This is a genomic window from Oliverpabstia intestinalis (assembly GCF_009696065.1).
GTDB lineage: Bacteria > Bacillota > Clostridia > Lachnospirales > Lachnospiraceae > Oliverpabstia > Oliverpabstia intestinalis.
In genome coordinates, this window is sequence record NZ_VUMS01000006.1 from 62,615 (window position 1) to 79,931 (window position 17,317).

Consider the following 17,317-nt stretch of genomic DNA (forward strand, 5'->3'; position numbering starts at 1 on the left):
CTGTTTATCCGAATCTCTCAGATACTCCATGAATCCGCTTCCCTGCAAAAGATCCGTTGCAGCTGTTCCCCACATTTTTCTACTTCTCCCAGTACTTCCTTTCTGCCTTTTTGCGTATCAAACCAGTTTTCCCGGTTGATTCCCACATCCGAAGGGCAAATGAGAAAGGTTGTCTGTGGGTATAAGTACTGATAATACAGCTTGCATCTTCTGGCATGCTGGGCTTTGCAGCAGATAATTGCCTTTTTCACCCGAATGCCCACTGCATCTGTCACTTTTCTGGAGTTGATCGCATTCTGATAGGTAAATGTAGCCCCGTCTTCCCGCAGGATCACTTCTTCCGGCACGCCTTCTTTTAGCAGCACATCTTTTATAAATTCCCATTCCGTCTGATACGGTCCCTGATATTTTTCCTTCATGGCCTGTACCCCTGTAAATGCACCTTTTCCGATACTGTATTTTCCGGAAGGCAGTATCCAGGGTGCCATTCCCTCTTTCCACAGTCTGGCCGCTTCTATGGACATCTGTGGAAATCCATTACCCGGTACAAAAATGATATCTGCCCTCTCCGGTTTATCCTCCACAAAAATGAAATCACTGATCTGATCTAAAAAACGTTCATATTCTCTGTCTTTCTTTTGTATTCCCATGGATCTGCTCCCTTCTTCATCCTGTCTTCTAGCGGGTTGTGATCAGAGTCTGATACCCATCCTTTCGAAGCCTTTGTTCCATCAAAACAGCATTCCCAAGCTGTTCAAAAGCTCCCACCTGGACTTTATAATATCCGTCCTGCTGTAAAATATAAGATGGATATCCCTTATCCAGAAGTTCATAATTCAGCCGGTCTGCATTTTCTTTATTTCTGAAAACTCCCACCTGCACCCGATATAAAAGTGGATCTTCCACAGTTTCCTGATCCAGTGTACCGAGAATCGCCTCAGAAATTGCTCCTGCGATTTCTGTAAATTTTTCATCAAACAGCTGATTATCCTGATCGTTGTTAATAAATCCTGCCTCCACCAGAAGTGCCGGCATATTTGTTCTTCGCAACACTACAAGTCCCGGTCGTTCTTTCACCCCGAGATTACGGAATCCCACCTCCTCCAGAGCCCCGTTAATTGCCTCTGCCATCTTCAGTTTGATTCCCGACTTGTCATAGATCAGTGTCTCTACCCCCTGATACTGATTCTGTCTTGGACTGGAATTTCTGTGAATCGAAATAAAATAATCCGCTTCTTCCCGATTTGCAATCTGCGCTTTTTCAAAGGGTGTCTGGTAGACATCCGTGGTTCTTGTATACACCACATCCTGTCCTCCTGCCTCCAGAAGTCTCCCTACTTCCAGTGCGAGCCGTAACGTATCTTCCTTTTCCTGCCTGCCAGGATAGACTGCACCCGGATCTTCTCCTCCGTGTCCACTGTCCACTACAATCTTATATGCCATATTTTTCCGCCCGTATTTCTTTTCTTCTTTTACTATATGCCGGTATACGGAGAAATGTTGTTTTATAATTTATTATAACAAAAAGGACACCGGCGTAAAAGCCGATGCCCTGATTTTATAGATATTTTATATTATTTGTTACTGTTCACTCCGTGCCCAGCAACACGCTGCGCGATGCACAGAATTTATGCTAATCGCATAAATTCGCGCGATATTTCTCGGGTTTTCTGTGACCTTCGCTCACAAAAAACACCTCGCGGGATATTACCAGTGAACAGTAACTATTATTTTACTGCTCCGTTTACCACGCCGTTGATAATCTGTTTCTGACAGATCAGATAGAAGATCAAAATCGGCAGCAGTGCCAGCAGATAAGAGGCGAATGCCAGGTTATAATTAGTTCCGAACTGAGTCTGGAAGTTTAACTGCGCCAGTGGTAACGTATTTTTTCCTGTTCCGGACATGATAACCAGAGGTGTCATAACATCGTTCCAGGTACTCATAGCAGTCAGTACAGCAACGGTTGCATGCATTGGCTTCATGATCGGGAAAATGATATTCCAGTAAGTACTCCATGTAGTAGCGCCATCCACACGTGCTGCTTCTTCCAGTGCCAGTGGAATATTTTTCAGATAACCGGAATATAACAGGATATTCATTGGCATAAAGAATACCACATACAGTACGATAACACCAAAACGATTGGCAATTCCGATCTGCGCAGTCTGTTTTACCAGAGGCATCATCAGAATCGCAAACGGTACGAACATACCACTTACAATATACAGATACGCAAAATTATAAAACTTTTTATTTGCCATACTTCTTCCAATCGCATACCCCGCCAGAGAATGGATCAGAATAGCAAGGATCACGGTCACGATCGTAAGCAGTAAACTGTTCCCCAGAGAATGCCAGAAATCAGTTACCTTCATCGCTTCCGAAAAGTTCGCAAAACTCCAGGTTTTCGGAAATGCCAGTGCTCCGGCGATATCATTTGTCATCTCAGACGGCTGTTTGAACGCAATGATCACTGCCATATACAGAGGAAAAAACACGGTGAGACAGCCGATGATCAGTAAAATGGTAATCGGCCAGTTGACTTTTGCTGTCTGATTATTTGTTTTCTTACTCATTATAACTGTTCCTCCTTCTTACCCATTACTGTCATCTGGAATGCAGAGATTGCCACGATAACGACAAAGAAAAGAACTGCGTTGGCACTCTGGAAACCAAACTGTCCACCACTCATACCATTCTGGTAGATCAGGTAAGAGATGGACTCTGTACTCTGGGACGGACCACCTTTGGTCAATGCCATAATCTGGTCAAATACCATCAGGAAGTTTTTCATACACAGCACCATATTAATCGTAAAGAATGGAATAATCAGCGGAAATGTAAGGTCTTTGAACCTTCTCCATCCGGTGGCTCCATCGATCGCACCGGCTTCATACACATCTTCCGGCACGGTCTGCAGACCGGAAATATAGATGATAGTATTCATTGCAATTGCCTGCCATGCACCTACAATAACGATACCAAACCATGCAGTACTTTCTTTTGCCAGAATACTGGAACTCAGCCATTCGATTCCTGCTGCCTGACCAGCTACCGGAAGAATATAAGTAAAGAAGAAACTAAAAATATAACCGATAACCAGTCCACCAAGAATATTCGGGATGAAATAGATTCCTCTCAGCACCGTTTTTCCTTTAATTTTCGCATTCAGTCCCAGTGCCAGAAGCAGACTGATGACATTTACAATGATCGTACAAACAATTGCATATTTAAAAGTAAATAGGTAAGATCTTCCCACGCGGGCGTCGGTAAACAGATCTTTGTAGTTTCGAAGTCCGACAAAATCATAGGTTCCATATCCTTTGAAATTTGTAAAACTATAGATAAAACCTTTGATCAGCGGTAATGTGTTAAAACAGAAAAACAGCACCAGTACCGGAATGGTAATCAGGAGAAACGTGCGCTCTCTGTCGTTGGTTTTCCCTTTCTTATTCATCGTTCTTATCCCCTTTCCTAGTTGTTACTTCCGTTTTCTTTTTCGTAATCCTGTACTTTCTGAATCAGATCACGGTTGTAACGAACCCACTCAGTATCAAATTTCTTCAGGAATTTGTCGGTAGCATTTTCGCTGTCATCCAACAGATAGGTCTGAATCATCGCATCTACGGACATTTCACTGGGATAATGATGATCCTGATAGTCCACCAGTTTTCCTTCGTTGATGTATTCTTTCATACCATCCAGCATAGACGGCAGTTCGAAATCGCCTTTTTCACATGGCACGGCACTCTGATCATCAATGTATGACTGTACATTTTCATCTTCCATAAAGAAACGCAGTACTTCATATGCTTCTTCTTTGTGTTCGCAGTTTTTCATAATGGAAAACTGTAAGTCGTTACCGGAGTTTAACACATTTTCTTCTGCATTGTTGCTTGCCGGAAATACAAAGGAATCAATGTTCATATCCGGATTCACTGATTTGATCTGAGGAACGGCATAACTTCCGATCACAAACATCGCAGACTCACCTTTGGCAAATGCTGTACACGCATCGTTGTATCCGTATGCTGCCGGATTATCCTGGGCATATGCCAGAAGCGCTTTTTCTTTCTCTGCCACTTCTCTGTAATTATCGGTAAATGTGGTATTCCCTTTATTTACCTCCGAGCACACATCAGACGGAGCCAGATCTACAGCGATCGCATTCCACGGAGCCAGACAGGTCCAGGAATCTTTGAATCCAAAATACAGCGGCTGAATTCCTTCAGCTTCGATTCTTTCACACAAAGCAGTAAATTCATCCCATGTGGTTGGAATCGTCCAGCCATGTTCTTCAAACATATCCTTGTTGTAAAGGACACCGGCCGCATTGGCCATGTACGGCATTGCATAAACTCCGTCCATCGGCACATATTCCAGTTCTTTATCTGTCTCAAGATACGCTTCTTTAATATCATCGAGCCCGTCAAAATCCGAAATATCCATTAACATATCAGAATCAAGGAAATTAGAGTAGTTTACATCACCGCCGATTCCGATGATATCCGGATAATCCTCACGAATAAATCTTGTTTTTAAAATAGTCATGGCATCGTTCGGAGAATCGATAACCAGTTCTATATTGTCGTGTGTCTCATTGAATTTCTTTTCCAGCTCTTCAAATACATCTACGGCTTCCGGTTTGTACTGAACAACTTCAATTTTAACTTTTCCGTTTGTTTGTTCTTTTCCACATCCGGAAAGCATTGTTCCAACTGCCATCACGCCGGTCATTCCAAGACAAAGTGCTGCTTTTCCACGTCTTTTCATTTTCCATAATTCCTTTCCTTATTTATCCTATAAACCGTTATGAATTCTAGTTAGTTTTGTCTGGTTTTGCAACACGTTTACAAAAACACCAATATTTTGTACAATATTTTTCCTCGTTTTTTGTCTATTATATCCAAAAAATAATTTTATTATCCTTTCCAAATCACGTATAAATTATTGTTTTTTGTATAGAATGTTGGTAGTATCGGTTCTTTTCTGCTCCCATCAAAGATTTTCAGACAATTCACAGAGCAGCAACGTGAAAATAGTTTCATTTTAATGTTTTCCATACATACTCGTTGATTTTTTCTATAGATAGCTTATAATAAAAATAGTATTATTACTGATACTTGTTTATTTATGTGAAAGGAGCTTTTATGCAGACACTAACCCGCAAGGAAGAACAGATTATGCAGGCTGTATGGCAAATCGGTCACCCCTGTCTGATATCTGAGATTCTGAAAAAAGATGTAACATTGAAAAGAAATACTGTTGCACCCGGTATTATCACACTGACAAAAAAAGGATATCTGAAAGTAGATTCCATCGGTAAGTCCATGACACGCACCGGGAGAGCCTATGCACCACTCATAGATCAGCATGCATACAACGAACAGAAAAAACTGATTCAGTGTGTAGTAGACAGCCCGACAACAAAAGGCGGTATTTTGAATTATATTCAGTCACTGATTGATACCAATCAGGCAGACGACGCCTTCAAAACAGCTTTAAAAGAAAAGATTGAGAAATAGCAGTATTTAGTTTTATGAAAGAAGAAATAGAATATATACAAAAAAGAACCGACGATTTCTGATTTTGTTTTTTTCAGAAAATACAAATCAGAAATCATCGGTTTTTCGTTTTATTACTTTACTTAGCGTAACTGTTCAACACTCTCACAGTTACTCCTGTTTTTAATGATGGAACAGACGGATACCGGTGAATGCCATTACCATATTGTACTTATCACAGCACTCAATCACGAGATCATCGCGGACAGATCCTCCAGGCTGAGCAATATAAGCAACACCACTTTTATGTGCACGTTCAATATTATCTGCAAACGGGAAAAACGCATCAGATCCCAGCGTAACACCTGTCAGCTGATCCAGCCATGCACGCTTCTCTTCTCTTGTGAATACTGCAGGTTTTTCAGTGAACGATCTCTCCCAGTTTCCATCACCGATCACATCCATGTATTCCTCACCCATATAAACATCAATCGCGTTATCACGTTCTGCACGGGTAATACCCTCTTTAAACGGCAGATTCAGTACCTGTGGACTCTGGCGCAGCCACCAGTTGTCTGCTTTCTGTCCGGCCAGACGGGTACAGTGTACACGGGACTGCTGTCCGGCTCCTACACCGATGGCCTGTCCGTCTTTTACGAAACATACAGAGTTAGACTGGGTGTATTTGAGGATGATCAGAGAAATCTTCATATCTCTCTTTGCCTCTTCGGTCAGTTCTTTGTTATTTGTCACCAGATTGGAAATCAGTTCATCATCAATTGCCAGTTCCTGTCTTCCCTGTTCAAAAGTAACACCAAACACTTCTTTATGTTCCAGTGGAGCCGGTACATAATCCGGATCAATCTGAATCACATTATAATTTCCTTTTTTCTTCTGAGACAGAATCTCCAGAGCTTCCGGTGTATAACCCGGTGCAATTACACCGTCAGATACCTCTCTCTTGATCAGCAGGGCGGTATCTTTGTCGCATACGTCAGACAGAGAAATAAAATCACCGAAAGAAGACATACGGTCTGCACCTCTTGCTCTTGCGTAAGCACAGGCAATCGGAGAGAAGTTTTTCCAGTCCATATCATCTACCCAGTAGATTTTTGCCAGTGTCTCACTTAACGGAAGTCCCACGGCAGCCCCTGCCGGGGATACATGTTTAAAAGAGGTTGCTGCCGCCAGACCGGTTGCCTGTTTCAGATTGGATACCAGCTGCCAGCCATTAAAAGCATCCAGAAAGTTAATGTATCCAGGCTTTCCGGAAAGCACTTTGATCGGAAGTTCCGATCCGTCATTCATATAGATTCTGGAAGGTTTCTGATTCGGGTTACATCCATACTTTAACTGTAATTCTTTCATTGTGCTTCTCCCTCTCTTATTTATTTTTATTTACAATTCTTGTCTCGCAGGTACCGTCTGCAATATCGATATAACGTACAAACAGAGATACTTTATTTTCTTCATTCAGGCTTTCCCATAACAGACCGGTAAATTCATCAATCTCATCCGGAATTGCCACAAGCTTCGGTTCTCCTTCAAAACTGGGCAGCGGATTGCCATCGCCCATATATGTATGAATAAAATGTCCTTCCCCTGCAAGTGCTGTTCCATAAGAGAATGTATAACGGTTACAGGAGTCCGGATTTCCATTATTGCTTTTTAAGATAGACATTGCATAATCAAACGCTCCGTTTTCAATATGCATCACTCCGGAGATTCGAGGAGTGTAATTTGGTGCATCCGGTTCAAATTCTCTGGATGTCAGAGCCTGCTCAAATGTCAGCTGTCTGTCCATTCCCTCATAAATGGTATCTGTCTGGTCTCCGTTGGTCACGATGGTTTTATTGCCCAGCACACGTACCGGCGCATAGATAATAAGACTGGGATCCACCAGTTTGGAAGGATCAAAGGCCTGGGTACGGATTCCCTGTCCTTCTTCTACAAAGACACGGTTTCTGCTGTTTTCACTTCTTCCCATGATGAAATAGGCCGCAACTGCTTTCGTTCCGTCTGCAGATCTGCCAATTACAATTCCTCTTCCCGGGTATGAATTTCCTCTCAGTTCCTGTTCCAATGATATCATCTTCATGAACAATTCTCCTTTTGTCTTATGTTTTGATTTTACCATGATCCGGATCGGTATAGCGAATCTTCATAACGAAAATCACTATACCCGGCTTTTCCCGTTTTCTCCATACTACGCAGAAATTATGCTGAAAATGAAAAAAGCCTACAATCCGAGCTACACTGCCCAGACGGTCGGCTTCAAACCCTTATACTCCCCGTGGTAAACTCCACTTCCGTCAGTCATATAAGTTACTTCAAAAATAGCATTTATTTTTCTTTCTGTCAACCCTCTTTTTATAATTCCGCCCTTCAGCAAACAGTGTCTTTGTATTCCTTCTTCTCCTTTTTTATAAAAACTCCGTCACATGTTTTCTGTATCGTAACGGAAACATGTTTCTCTGGCATACCGGATTCTTCCTTTTTTCCACTGCAATCGTATAGAAAAATTCTTTCCACATCTGCGTATAAAGATCTTCCTGCTGTTCCGTCTGACAAAGCCGCTCCATCTCTTCTTCCCGGAACTTTGTAACATAAAACGGCTCATTTTTCGGATGGATCACCCCCAGGCCTCGCCTATCATCAATGATCATCCAGTCTTCCGATGGCATCCGGTCTGCAAAATGTTCTGCTACCAGTGCCACCACATTTCCCTTTGGCTCCATATGTGCAACATAAATCCCGGGGTCGATTCTCGTAAACCGCAAAATTTCCCGAAAAAAATGTCTTTCATTCGATACCTGTCGGCTCAGTTCAAAGATCTGCATCACCGATTCTTCTCTCAGACACTCGGTTACTTTCCCTCCCACAGCAAATCCTATCCTCAGAAAACGATAAATATCATCCAGCCGCCCCGGATCATTGCTCATAGCCGCCAGATAGACCTGATAATAGGCTTTTGCAGATATTTTGGTCCGAATTGATCGAACCACCTTGTGTGCCAGCTCCGGATCCACCTCCACATGAACATATTCCGTCAGAAGGTCCATCTGTTCCACCGGTTCGATTTCCAACCTGACATTCTGACTTCCTTTTTTTGCCTCCCATACCCGGTAGATACAGGTCATCATACTCTCAAAATCTTCTTTACAGGTAAAACAATACATTTCCGTTCCCTTTCTTCTCACGCCTGCACACCAAAATCTCCGAACAACGACATCTGATGATACTCCTGCTGATTCATCAGCTGCCAGTTTTCTTTATATTCTACACTGGTCAGCTGTTTGGTGATAAAATTCTCTTCCATCGGAATCCTGTACATCATCTTTCCGTTACAGGTGATAAAATAATGCGCTCTTTTTAAAACGACACCCATCTTTTTCAGATGGTCAAAGTCCAGACTTCCGTATCTCCTTGCGCGCACGATCCTGCCCGCTGATTTTGGTCCCACACCCGGAATCCGCAGGATCCGCTCATAAGATGCAGTATTGATCTCCACCGGAAAAAGTTCCAGATGCCGGAGTGCCCACTCACACTTTGGGTCAATCTGCTCGTTAAAATTCGGTCTCTGTTCTGACAATAATTCCTCCGCATGGAATCCATAAAACCGTAGCAGCCAGTCTGCCTGATAGAGACGGTGTTCCCTTAAAAGGGGTGGTTTTTCATCAATCCCCGGGAGATCCGGGTCTTCGTTCACAGGCACATAGGCAGAGAAAAATACTCTTTTAAGATCATACCTCTGATACAGGTTCTGCGTCATGCAAAGCAGATGGTAATCTGTCTCTGGTGTTGCCCCAATGATCATCTGTGTACTCTGTCCCGCAGATGCAAAGGGTCGTTTTTTCAATTTTTCATGTTCTTTTGTTGTAATCCGGTAAACGGAAGACTCTCCGATCCGATCCGTTTGATTTCCCGTAATTTTCCTCTGCTCTTCCGAAAAAATACTGTCCGTCAGATACCGATTGGATGCGCTCCGTTCCAGATACGCACTTTTCCCCTGTGCCAGTCGGTTCGCAGCAATCGTATCCGTCACCTTCGCCATCGGCTTTAATATTGTCTGATGAGACTTGTTAGGGGCAAGTTTTTTCATTCCCTCTGCTGTCGGCAGTTCCAGGTTGATACTCATACGATCTGCCAGATAACCGGCACGCATGATCAAGTCGTCTGGTGCCCCCGGAACTGCTTTTACATGAATATATCCGTTGAAATGATATTCAGTACGGAGAAGCTGCAGCGCCTCACATATCTTTTCCATCGTATATGCCGGATTCTTTTGTACTCCGGAACTGAGAAACAGCCCTTCGATATAGTTTCTTTTATAGAATTCCACTGTCAGCTCACACAGTTCCCTTGGGGTAAATGCAGTACGCTCTGTATCGTTCGATACCCTGTTTGCACAGTATTTGCAGTCATAAACACAATGGTTCGTCATCAGCACCTTTAATAGCGAGATACATCTGCCATCCGCTGAAAAACTGTGGCAGATTCCACAGGCTTTTGAATTGCCCAGAGATCCTTTCATACCCTTTCTGTCTACACCACTTGACGTACACGCAACATCATACTTTGCCGCATCTGCCAGAATCCGCAGTTTTTCCTGTATCGACAGCCCTTGTCTCAATTCCATTTCTTTCACCTCCATCATTTCTTTTATTATACACGAATATATGTTCGGTGTAAATCTTTTTTTCGAACATTTGTACGTATTATTGTTTCAGGTGTCTGCTGAGCCTGCCACCGAAAGCTCATTTCAGATACTAAGTACGAAAAAAAGAAAAACTTCTGTCAGCGCATTCGCCAACAGAAGTTTTTCTTTTTTCACTTGTTAATGAATTAATGTAATTGTTGAAAACAGAGATGCCAGTGTATTGGCAACTGTAGACATACTCTTAATAAAAATATCCAATGCCACGCCGACAACGTCTTTTCTTGTATCACCAACAGTGTCACCGGTAACTGCTGCTTTGTGAGCAGCCGATCCTTTCCCGTGCCCTTCAAGAGCTTCACTTTCAATGTATTTTTTCGCATTATCGAAAGCTCCACCGGAGTTACCCATAAACAGTGCACGCGGAATCGCCACGATTGTGGCACCGATCAGGATACCGCCTACAAACTGCACCCCAAAGACAAATCCACCGATTACCGGGATACAAAGTGCCAGTACAGACGGTACTACCATTTTTTTCAAAGCCTGGTTTGCAGCCATACCGATCAGTTTATTATAATCCGGTTTTACTTTTCCTTCCAGTACACCGGGAGTGGAAAGCATCTTATCACCCTCATCGGCCATCAGTTTGGCTGACTCGATAGTGTTATCAGTGAGCATCGCAGAGAAATACTCGATCAGTGCACCACCGATCAGGCCACCGGCAACCACAATGAATGATGCAATATTTAATACCGGCTCTTCTCCTTTTGCTGTATAGTTTCCTACATAAGCCACAATCAGGGATACAGCTGCAAATGCAGCTGAACCAATAGCAAACCCTTTTCCGATCGCCGCTGTTGTATTGCCTACCGAATCCAGCTTGTCCGTGATGATACGGACTTTGTGTTCCAGATGACAGGATTCTGCCAGACCACCTGCATTGTCTGCGATTGGTCCGAAAGCATCGATGGATACCGTTGCACCTACAAAAGAGAGCATACCCAGTGCAGAAATTGCTATTCCATAAGTTCCGCTGATTTTTCCGGAGATAAACAGGGCAATACCGATGATGAGGATAGGCAGTAAGGTGGAACGGGATCCGATCGCATCACCTTTTGTGATAACGAAAGCCTCGCCCTCGATTGCCATCTCTGCCAGTTTTTTCGTCGGCTTGTATTTGTCACTGGTATAATATTCTGTAATACTTCCGATCGCAATTCCGCTGACGATACCGAGGATACTTGAGATCCACGGAGATATCCATCCACAGACCATATCTTCATATAACGGAACATTTCCAAACATCATATACGAAGCAGCCAGACCCAGGATAACCGTAATTCCTGCTGAAATCCAGGTGGCAAGATTCAGTTCTCTTGACGGATCATCTCCCATCTTCCGTATAAATGCGTAACTCAGGCCGATCAGACATCCAATCAGGCCGACACCGGCAAGAATCACCGGGAAAATAATCATACGGATAAAGGTTTCATCAGATACATTCACGATTCCATTGATAAATAAGGTAACTGCAATCATAATAGAAGCTGCGATGGTTGCAACGAAGCTCTCCAGAAGATCTGAACAGTTACCTGCGATATCATTGACATTATCTCCGATAAAGTCTGCAATAACATTTGGCACACGACTGTCATCCTCCGGCATATCATGGCGAATCTTGGCAAGAATATCAGATGAAATATCTGCCGCCTTCGTGTAATTACCACCTGCAACCCTGTTGAACATGGCTACGATTGAACATCCCAGAGAGTATGTAGTGATTCTCATGATGGAAGGATTGCACTCCAGGTTTGCCACCAGTCCGTGACTTGTTGCGTGAGGATCCACACCCCAGATGATCAGCACCAGCAACAATCCCAGCATACCAAATGCCTGTACAGCAATGCCACTGACACTTCCACCGCTCAATGCTACTTTTACGGTCTCTCCGATAGAAAGTGATTCTCTTGCCTTGTTTGCTGTACGTACATTGGCATAGGTGGCACTCTTCATACCAATGATACAGACCAGACTGCTCATCAGCCCGCCTAGCAGAAATGTGATTCCACTTGTGGCTTCCACAAACAGACTGAATACCAGAGCAATAATGACTCCTATGATTGCGATCACCTTAAACTCTGCTTTCAAAAATGTACCCGCACCACTCCGAATGATACCGGCCATCTCTACCATCTTGTCGTTTCCCTCTTTCAGTTTCTTTACTTTGTTGAAATTAAAAAGGACAAAAACGAGAGCAACTACTACGACAGCTAACATTGCGTACCATATAACGGAACTATCCATAAGCTCCACCCCCATAAAATATATTTTTGCAAATTACCGCCTCATCCGGTAACGATTGCCCAAATAGCTTTATACTTTTTTACAAATAAAGGTTCTTTCCACCCCTGTTAATCGCCTTTATTTTCATGAACCGACCTTCTTCCCAATTTATCATCATATTATCATATTTTCTTATATTTTTCAATAGATTCTCTTTGCATTTTTATTTATTTTACACAATACTCTTTCTTTCTTCATTTGCATTTTATCGGTATTTTGCATATTTTTTATTGTGTATCTTTATTTTTCTTGTTATTATTTTTTTCAACCCTTTGCGTATATTATAGAGCAAAAGTATCTCTTGCCACATTGTCACTGTGTGTTTTCTGTAAACGAGATGACGTACGCCTTGTGAATTTTACTCGTTGCATTACATATCAATAATCGATCCAGTGGATCGATTTTGATTATCGCAGTGCTTGCCAAATCTGCATATATGCGATTTCTCTCGCTGCTCGCGTAAATCAAAAAAGACCCCGTGGTCTGAATCACTTCAGACCCTCGGGGTCCATCTTTACGTTTGGACACAATTCATGTTTTCACATGCTTTTATATAATTTTAAATTATTTCTGATTGATTGCTGCCTGTGCTGCTGCCAGTCTTGCGATCGGTACACGGAACGGTGAGCAGGAAACATAGTCCAGACCCAGTTTGTTGCAGAATTCTACAGAACTTGGATCTCCACCGTGTTCTCCACAGATACCTACATGCAGGCTTGGATTAACCGGTTTTCCTAATTTCAGAGCCATATCCATCAGTTTGCCAACACCTACCTGATCCAGTTTTGCAAATGGATCGTTTTCAAAGATCTTAGCATCATAGTAAGCATCCAGGAATTTACCAGCATCATCACGAGAGAAGCCGTATGTCATCTGTGTCAGGTCGTTTGTACCGAAGCAGAAGAAGTCAGCTTCTTTAGCGATCTCGTCTGCAGTCAGAGCTGCTCTCGGGATCTCAATCATGGTACCAACTTCATATGTCAGGTCGCTGCCAGCTGCTGCGATTTCTGCATCTGCTGTCTCAACAACAAATTTCTTAACATATTTCAGCTCTTTGATATCGCCTACCAGCGGAATCATGATTTCCGGTTTTACATTCCAGTCCGGATGAGCTTTCTTAACGTTGATAGCTGCACGGATAACTGCGCTTGTCTGCATCTTAGCGATTTCCGGATAAGTTACAGCCAGACGGCATCCACGATGACCCATCATCGGGTTGAACTCATGCAGAGAATCGATGATAGCTTTGATCTGCTCAACAGTTTTACCCTGAGCATCAGCCAGTTTCTTGATATCTTCTTCTTCAGTAGGAACGAACTCATGAAGCGGCGGATCCAGGAAACGGATAGTAACCGGGTTACCTTCCAGAGCTTCATACAGTTTTTCGAAGTCTCCCTGCTGTTCCGGAAGGATCTTAGCCAGAGCTGCTTCTCTTTCTTCTACTGTTTCAGCACAGATCATTTCACGGAATGCATCGATTCTGTTGCCTTCGAAGAACATATGCTCTGTACGGCAAAGACCAATACCTTCTGCACCCAGCTCACGAGCTTTTTTAGCATCTGCCGGAGTATCTGCGTTTGTACGAACTTTCATAGTTCTGTATTTGTCAGCCCATCCCATGATTCTTCCGAATTCACCTGCGATTGTAGCGTCTACAGTCGGGATGATACCGTCATAGATATTACCTGTGGAACCATCCAGAGAGATTGCATCTCCTTCATGGTATTCTTTTCCAGCCAGTGTAAATCTCTTGTTTTCTTCGTCCATTGTGATATCTCCACAACCGGATACACAACAGGTTCCCATACCACGGGCAACTACTGCTGCATGAGATGTCATACCACCACGAACTGTCAGGATACCCTGTGCAGATTTCATACCGGTGATATCTTCCGGAGATGTCTCCAGACGTACCAGAACAACTTTTTCTCCTCTTGCAGCCCATTCTACAGCGTCATCAGCTGTGAATACGATTTTACCACAAGCAGCTCCCGGTGAAGCTCCCAGAGCTTTTGCCATTGGAGTAGCAGCTTTCAGAGCAGCTGCATCAAACTGCGGATGAAGCAGAGTATCCAGGTTACGAGGATCGATCATTGCTACTGCTTCTTCTTCTGTTCTCATTCCTTCATCTACCAGATCACAAGCGATCTTCAGAGCAGCCTGAGCTGTTCTCTTACCGTTACGTGTCTGCAGCATGTACAGTTTACCATGTTCTACAGTAAACTCCATATCCTGCATATCTCTGTAGTGAGTTTCCAGAGTTTTGCAAACTTCTTTGAACTGTTTGAATGCTTCCGGGAACTTCTGTTCCATCTCGGAAATATGCATAGGTGTACGAACACCGGCAACTACGTCTTCACCCTGTGCATTTGTCAGGAATTCGCCGAACAGACCGTTGTTACCTGTTGCAGGGTCACGTGTGAATGCTACACCGGTACCACAGTCATCACCCATGTTACCGAATGCCATCATCTGTACGTTAACTGCTGTTCCCCAGGAATACGGAATATCGTTATCACGACGATATACGTTAGCACGTGGGTTATCCCAAGAACGGAATACAGCTTTGATAGCGCCCATCAGCTGTTCCTTCGGATCTGTCGGGAATTCAGCTCCGATTTTTTCTTTGTATTCAGCTTTGAACTGATTAGCCAGCTCTTTCAGATCTTCTGCTGTCAGTTCAACGTCCTGTTTTACGCCTCTGTCAGCTTTCATTTTGTCGATCAGCTCTTCGAAGTATTTTTTACCTACTTCCATAACTACGTCAGAGTACATCTGGATAAATCTTCTGTAGCAATCCCATGCCCAACGAGGATTTCCGGAATGAGCTGCCAGAACTTCTACTACTTCTTCATTCAGACCCAGGTTCAGGATAGTATCCATCATACCAGGCATGGATGCTCTTGCACCAGAACGAACGGAAACCAGAAGAGGATTTTCTTTGTCGCCGAATTTCTTTCCGGTGATCTCTTCCATTTTTGTGATGGATTCCATGATCTGAGCCATGATCTCATCATTAATTTTTCTTCCGTCTTCATAGTACTGAGTACAAGCTTCTGTTGTAATTGTGAAGCCCTGCGGTACCGGCAGTCCTAAGTTTGTCATTTCAGCAAGGTTAGCACCTTTTCCACCCAGAAGGTTTCTCATGGTAGCATTACCTTCAGTGAACATATAAACCCACTTTGTTGCCATTTAAACATTCCTCCTAAAAGTATATTAAATTTCCAAACATCTCCCACCAGGAAAAGCGGAAAACATTTTCACTCATGCAGTTCGCACTCGTATATAATAATTGTAATCAAAAAGCACATTATAGTCAAGTCAAACCGAAGAAAAAAGGAAAAATACCTTAAAAATCCTTCTGTTTTTTTCAGGATTTTCGGCACGTTATTTCTTTTTCATATCCAGTACCAGATGACGTGGCAGACCATTTACCATAATCGGCTGATAATCACCCTGAATTAACGGTTTTACATAGTCAATAAAGTCTTTTGTTACATAATTGCCTTCTTTGTTTACCCATTCTCTCGGCACCAGTTTTTCCTCATTGGCGATCCGGTGCACATCGTAGATTCCCGCAGATGACATGTACGGATCATCGGATACACGGTCTATTACCACCATATTTCCATTGTATCCTTCGTCTGCCGCTTTTACTGCTGCTCCGCCTACCATAAATGCTTCTTCGATATCTACTCTGGATGCCATATGAGAAGCACTTCTTTGCAGTGTAGAGAATTCTACGCTACGAGTCTTGCATCCGATCTCTGCACCCAGGAATCCGGCGAGATAAGCTGCTGTACCCTGTAACTGTTTGTGTCCGAATGCATCTACATAATCTCCGCCACCGGACAGTTCGCACACATACCGTCCGTCAGCCAGTTTGATTCCTTCTGAAACTGCAATTACAATAGAGCTCTTCTTCTGCAGCAGTTCTTTTACTTTTGCCAGGAAATCGTCCACATCAAAAGCGATCTCCGGAAGATAAATCAGATCCGGTCCTTCACATTCCTCTGTTTTAGCAAGCGCTGCAGCTCCTGTAAGCCATCCTGCATTTCTTCCCATGATTTCCATAACGGTGATCATTTCTTTTTTGTATGTCAGCCCAAGTGCATCACGGATTACTTCTTTTGTGGAAGCCGCAATGTATTTTGCCGCACTTCCAAACCCAGGTGTATGATCCGTCAGAGCCAGATCGTTATCAATTGTTTTCGGCACACCGAGAAATTTTTGTTTATGTCCTTTTACGATGGCATAGTCGGAAAGTTTACGGATGGTATCCATGGAGTCGTTTCCTCCGATATATATAAAGGAATCAATCTCCAGCTTGTCCAAAATCTCAAAAATTCTGTCATATATCTCCATATTTTCATGAATTTCCGGGAGTTTATAACGACAGGATCCCAAAAAAGCGGACGGGGTTCTCTTTAACAGTTCAATATCCAGATCGGAATGGATCTGTGTGGACATATCCACATACTGTTCATCTAAAAGCCCCTGAACACCATGCAGCATACCATATACTTTGTCAAATCCTCTCTCGATTGCATTTTTATACACACCTGCCAAGCTTGAATTAATTACAGATGTCGGACCTCCGGACTGTCCTACGATTACATTTCTTTTTTTGCTGGCCATTGGCATCTCCTCCTATAAATATTTTGTACGATAATACTATAATCGTCATTATACTAAATTATTATTGTATTTTCAATATTTCTTTATATATATTTACCATTATTATAGTTTTCCCGTGTTTTCTTGTTGACCTTTTGTATAATACAGGTTATTCTTATACAAGATGTTT

13 protein-coding genes and 1 riboswitch are annotated in these 17,317 nt (G+C 42.9%); of the genes, 1 reads left to right on the top strand and 12 read right to left on the bottom strand.

The window, feature by feature from the left end; translation table 11 throughout:
* Positions 1-17: 17 nt before the first annotated feature.
* The 5 genes from FYJ57_RS04235 to FYJ57_RS04255 all read right to left on the bottom strand — a co-directional run bounded on the left by FYJ57_RS04235 (position 18) and on the right by FYJ57_RS04255 (position 4,776).
* The gene (locus FYJ57_RS04235) at positions 18-650 is read right to left on the bottom strand and encodes a YdcF family protein (RefSeq protein ID WP_154431653.1); all 633 of its coding nucleotides are present in this window, start codon (positions 648-650) and stop codon (positions 18-20) included.
* A 28-nt stretch (positions 651-678) separates the two neighbouring features.
* A complete protein-coding gene (locus FYJ57_RS04240) occupies positions 679-1,443 on the bottom strand; it encodes an N-acetylmuramoyl-L-alanine amidase (RefSeq protein WP_154431654.1) in 765 nt (254 codons plus the stop codon).
* Between the two features lie 284 nt (positions 1,444-1,727).
* Positions 1,728-2,579: a carbohydrate ABC transporter permease gene (locus FYJ57_RS04245; RefSeq protein WP_022172552.1), complete on the bottom strand. Its 852-nt coding sequence runs from the start codon at positions 2,577-2,579 to the stop codon at positions 1,728-1,730.
* Positions 2,579-3,460 (bottom strand): carbohydrate ABC transporter permease, encoded by an 882-nt coding sequence (locus FYJ57_RS04250; protein WP_154431655.1) that lies wholly within the window; start codon positions 3,458-3,460, stop codon positions 2,579-2,581. The genes FYJ57_RS04245 and FYJ57_RS04250 overlap by 1 nt, the downstream gene beginning before the upstream one ends.
* A gap of 17 nt (positions 3,461-3,477) precedes the next feature.
* Positions 3,478-4,776, bottom strand: a complete 1,299-nt coding sequence (locus FYJ57_RS04255) for an ABC transporter substrate-binding protein (protein WP_154431656.1) — start codon at positions 4,774-4,776, stop codon at positions 3,478-3,480.
* A 377-nt stretch (positions 4,777-5,153) separates the two neighbouring features.
* Here FYJ57_RS04255 and FYJ57_RS04260 point away from each other — a divergent pair, with 377 nt between their 5' ends.
* On the top strand, positions 5,154-5,528 hold the full coding sequence (locus FYJ57_RS04260; RefSeq protein WP_022172555.1) for a BlaI/MecI/CopY family transcriptional regulator: 375 nt from the start codon (positions 5,154-5,156) through the stop codon (positions 5,526-5,528).
* A 162-nt stretch (positions 5,529-5,690) separates the two neighbouring features.
* Here FYJ57_RS04260 and FYJ57_RS04265 read toward each other — a convergent pair whose 3' ends face one another.
* The 7 genes from FYJ57_RS04265 to FYJ57_RS04295 all read right to left on the bottom strand — a co-directional run bounded on the left by FYJ57_RS04265 (position 5,691) and on the right by FYJ57_RS04295 (position 17,148).
* A complete protein-coding gene (locus tag FYJ57_RS04265) occupies positions 5,691-6,875 on the bottom strand; it encodes a phosphoribosylaminoimidazolecarboxamide formyltransferase (protein ID WP_022172556.1) in 1,185 nt (394 codons plus the stop codon).
* Positions 6,876-6,891: 16 nt separating this feature from the next.
* Positions 6,892-7,605: an IMP cyclohydrolase gene (locus FYJ57_RS04270; RefSeq protein ID WP_154431657.1), complete on the bottom strand. Its 714-nt coding sequence runs from the start codon at positions 7,603-7,605 to the stop codon at positions 6,892-6,894.
* Positions 7,606-7,758: 153 nt separating this feature from the next.
* Positions 7,759-7,837, bottom strand: a riboswitch (ZMP/ZTP riboswitch).
* Between the two features lie 93 nt (positions 7,838-7,930).
* Positions 7,931-8,686, bottom strand: coding sequence for a TIGR03915 family putative DNA repair protein (locus FYJ57_RS04275; protein WP_154431658.1), 756 nt, complete (start codon positions 8,684-8,686; stop codon positions 7,931-7,933).
* 17 nt (positions 8,687-8,703) lie between these two features.
* Positions 8,704-10,146 carry a putative DNA modification/repair radical SAM protein gene (locus tag FYJ57_RS04280; protein ID WP_154431659.1) on the bottom strand — a complete coding sequence of 481 codons (1,443 nt, stop codon included), beginning with the start codon at positions 10,144-10,146 and terminating at the stop codon, positions 8,704-8,706.
* A gap of 198 nt (positions 10,147-10,344) precedes the next feature.
* Entirely contained in the window at positions 10,345-12,471 is a 2,127-nt protein-coding gene (locus tag FYJ57_RS04285; protein WP_205839908.1) for a sodium-translocating pyrophosphatase, read from the bottom strand.
* Between the two features lie 603 nt (positions 12,472-13,074).
* On the bottom strand, positions 13,075-15,702 hold the full coding sequence (ppdK, locus tag FYJ57_RS04290) for a pyruvate, phosphate dikinase (protein ID WP_022172563.1): 2,628 nt from the start codon (positions 15,700-15,702) through the stop codon (positions 13,075-13,077).
* A 195-nt stretch (positions 15,703-15,897) separates the two neighbouring features.
* The gene (locus FYJ57_RS04295) at positions 15,898-17,148 is read right to left on the bottom strand and encodes a 6-phosphofructokinase (protein ID WP_129258049.1); all 1,251 of its coding nucleotides are present in this window, start codon (positions 17,146-17,148) and stop codon (positions 15,898-15,900) included.
* Between the last annotated feature and the right edge of the window lie 169 nt (positions 17,149-17,317).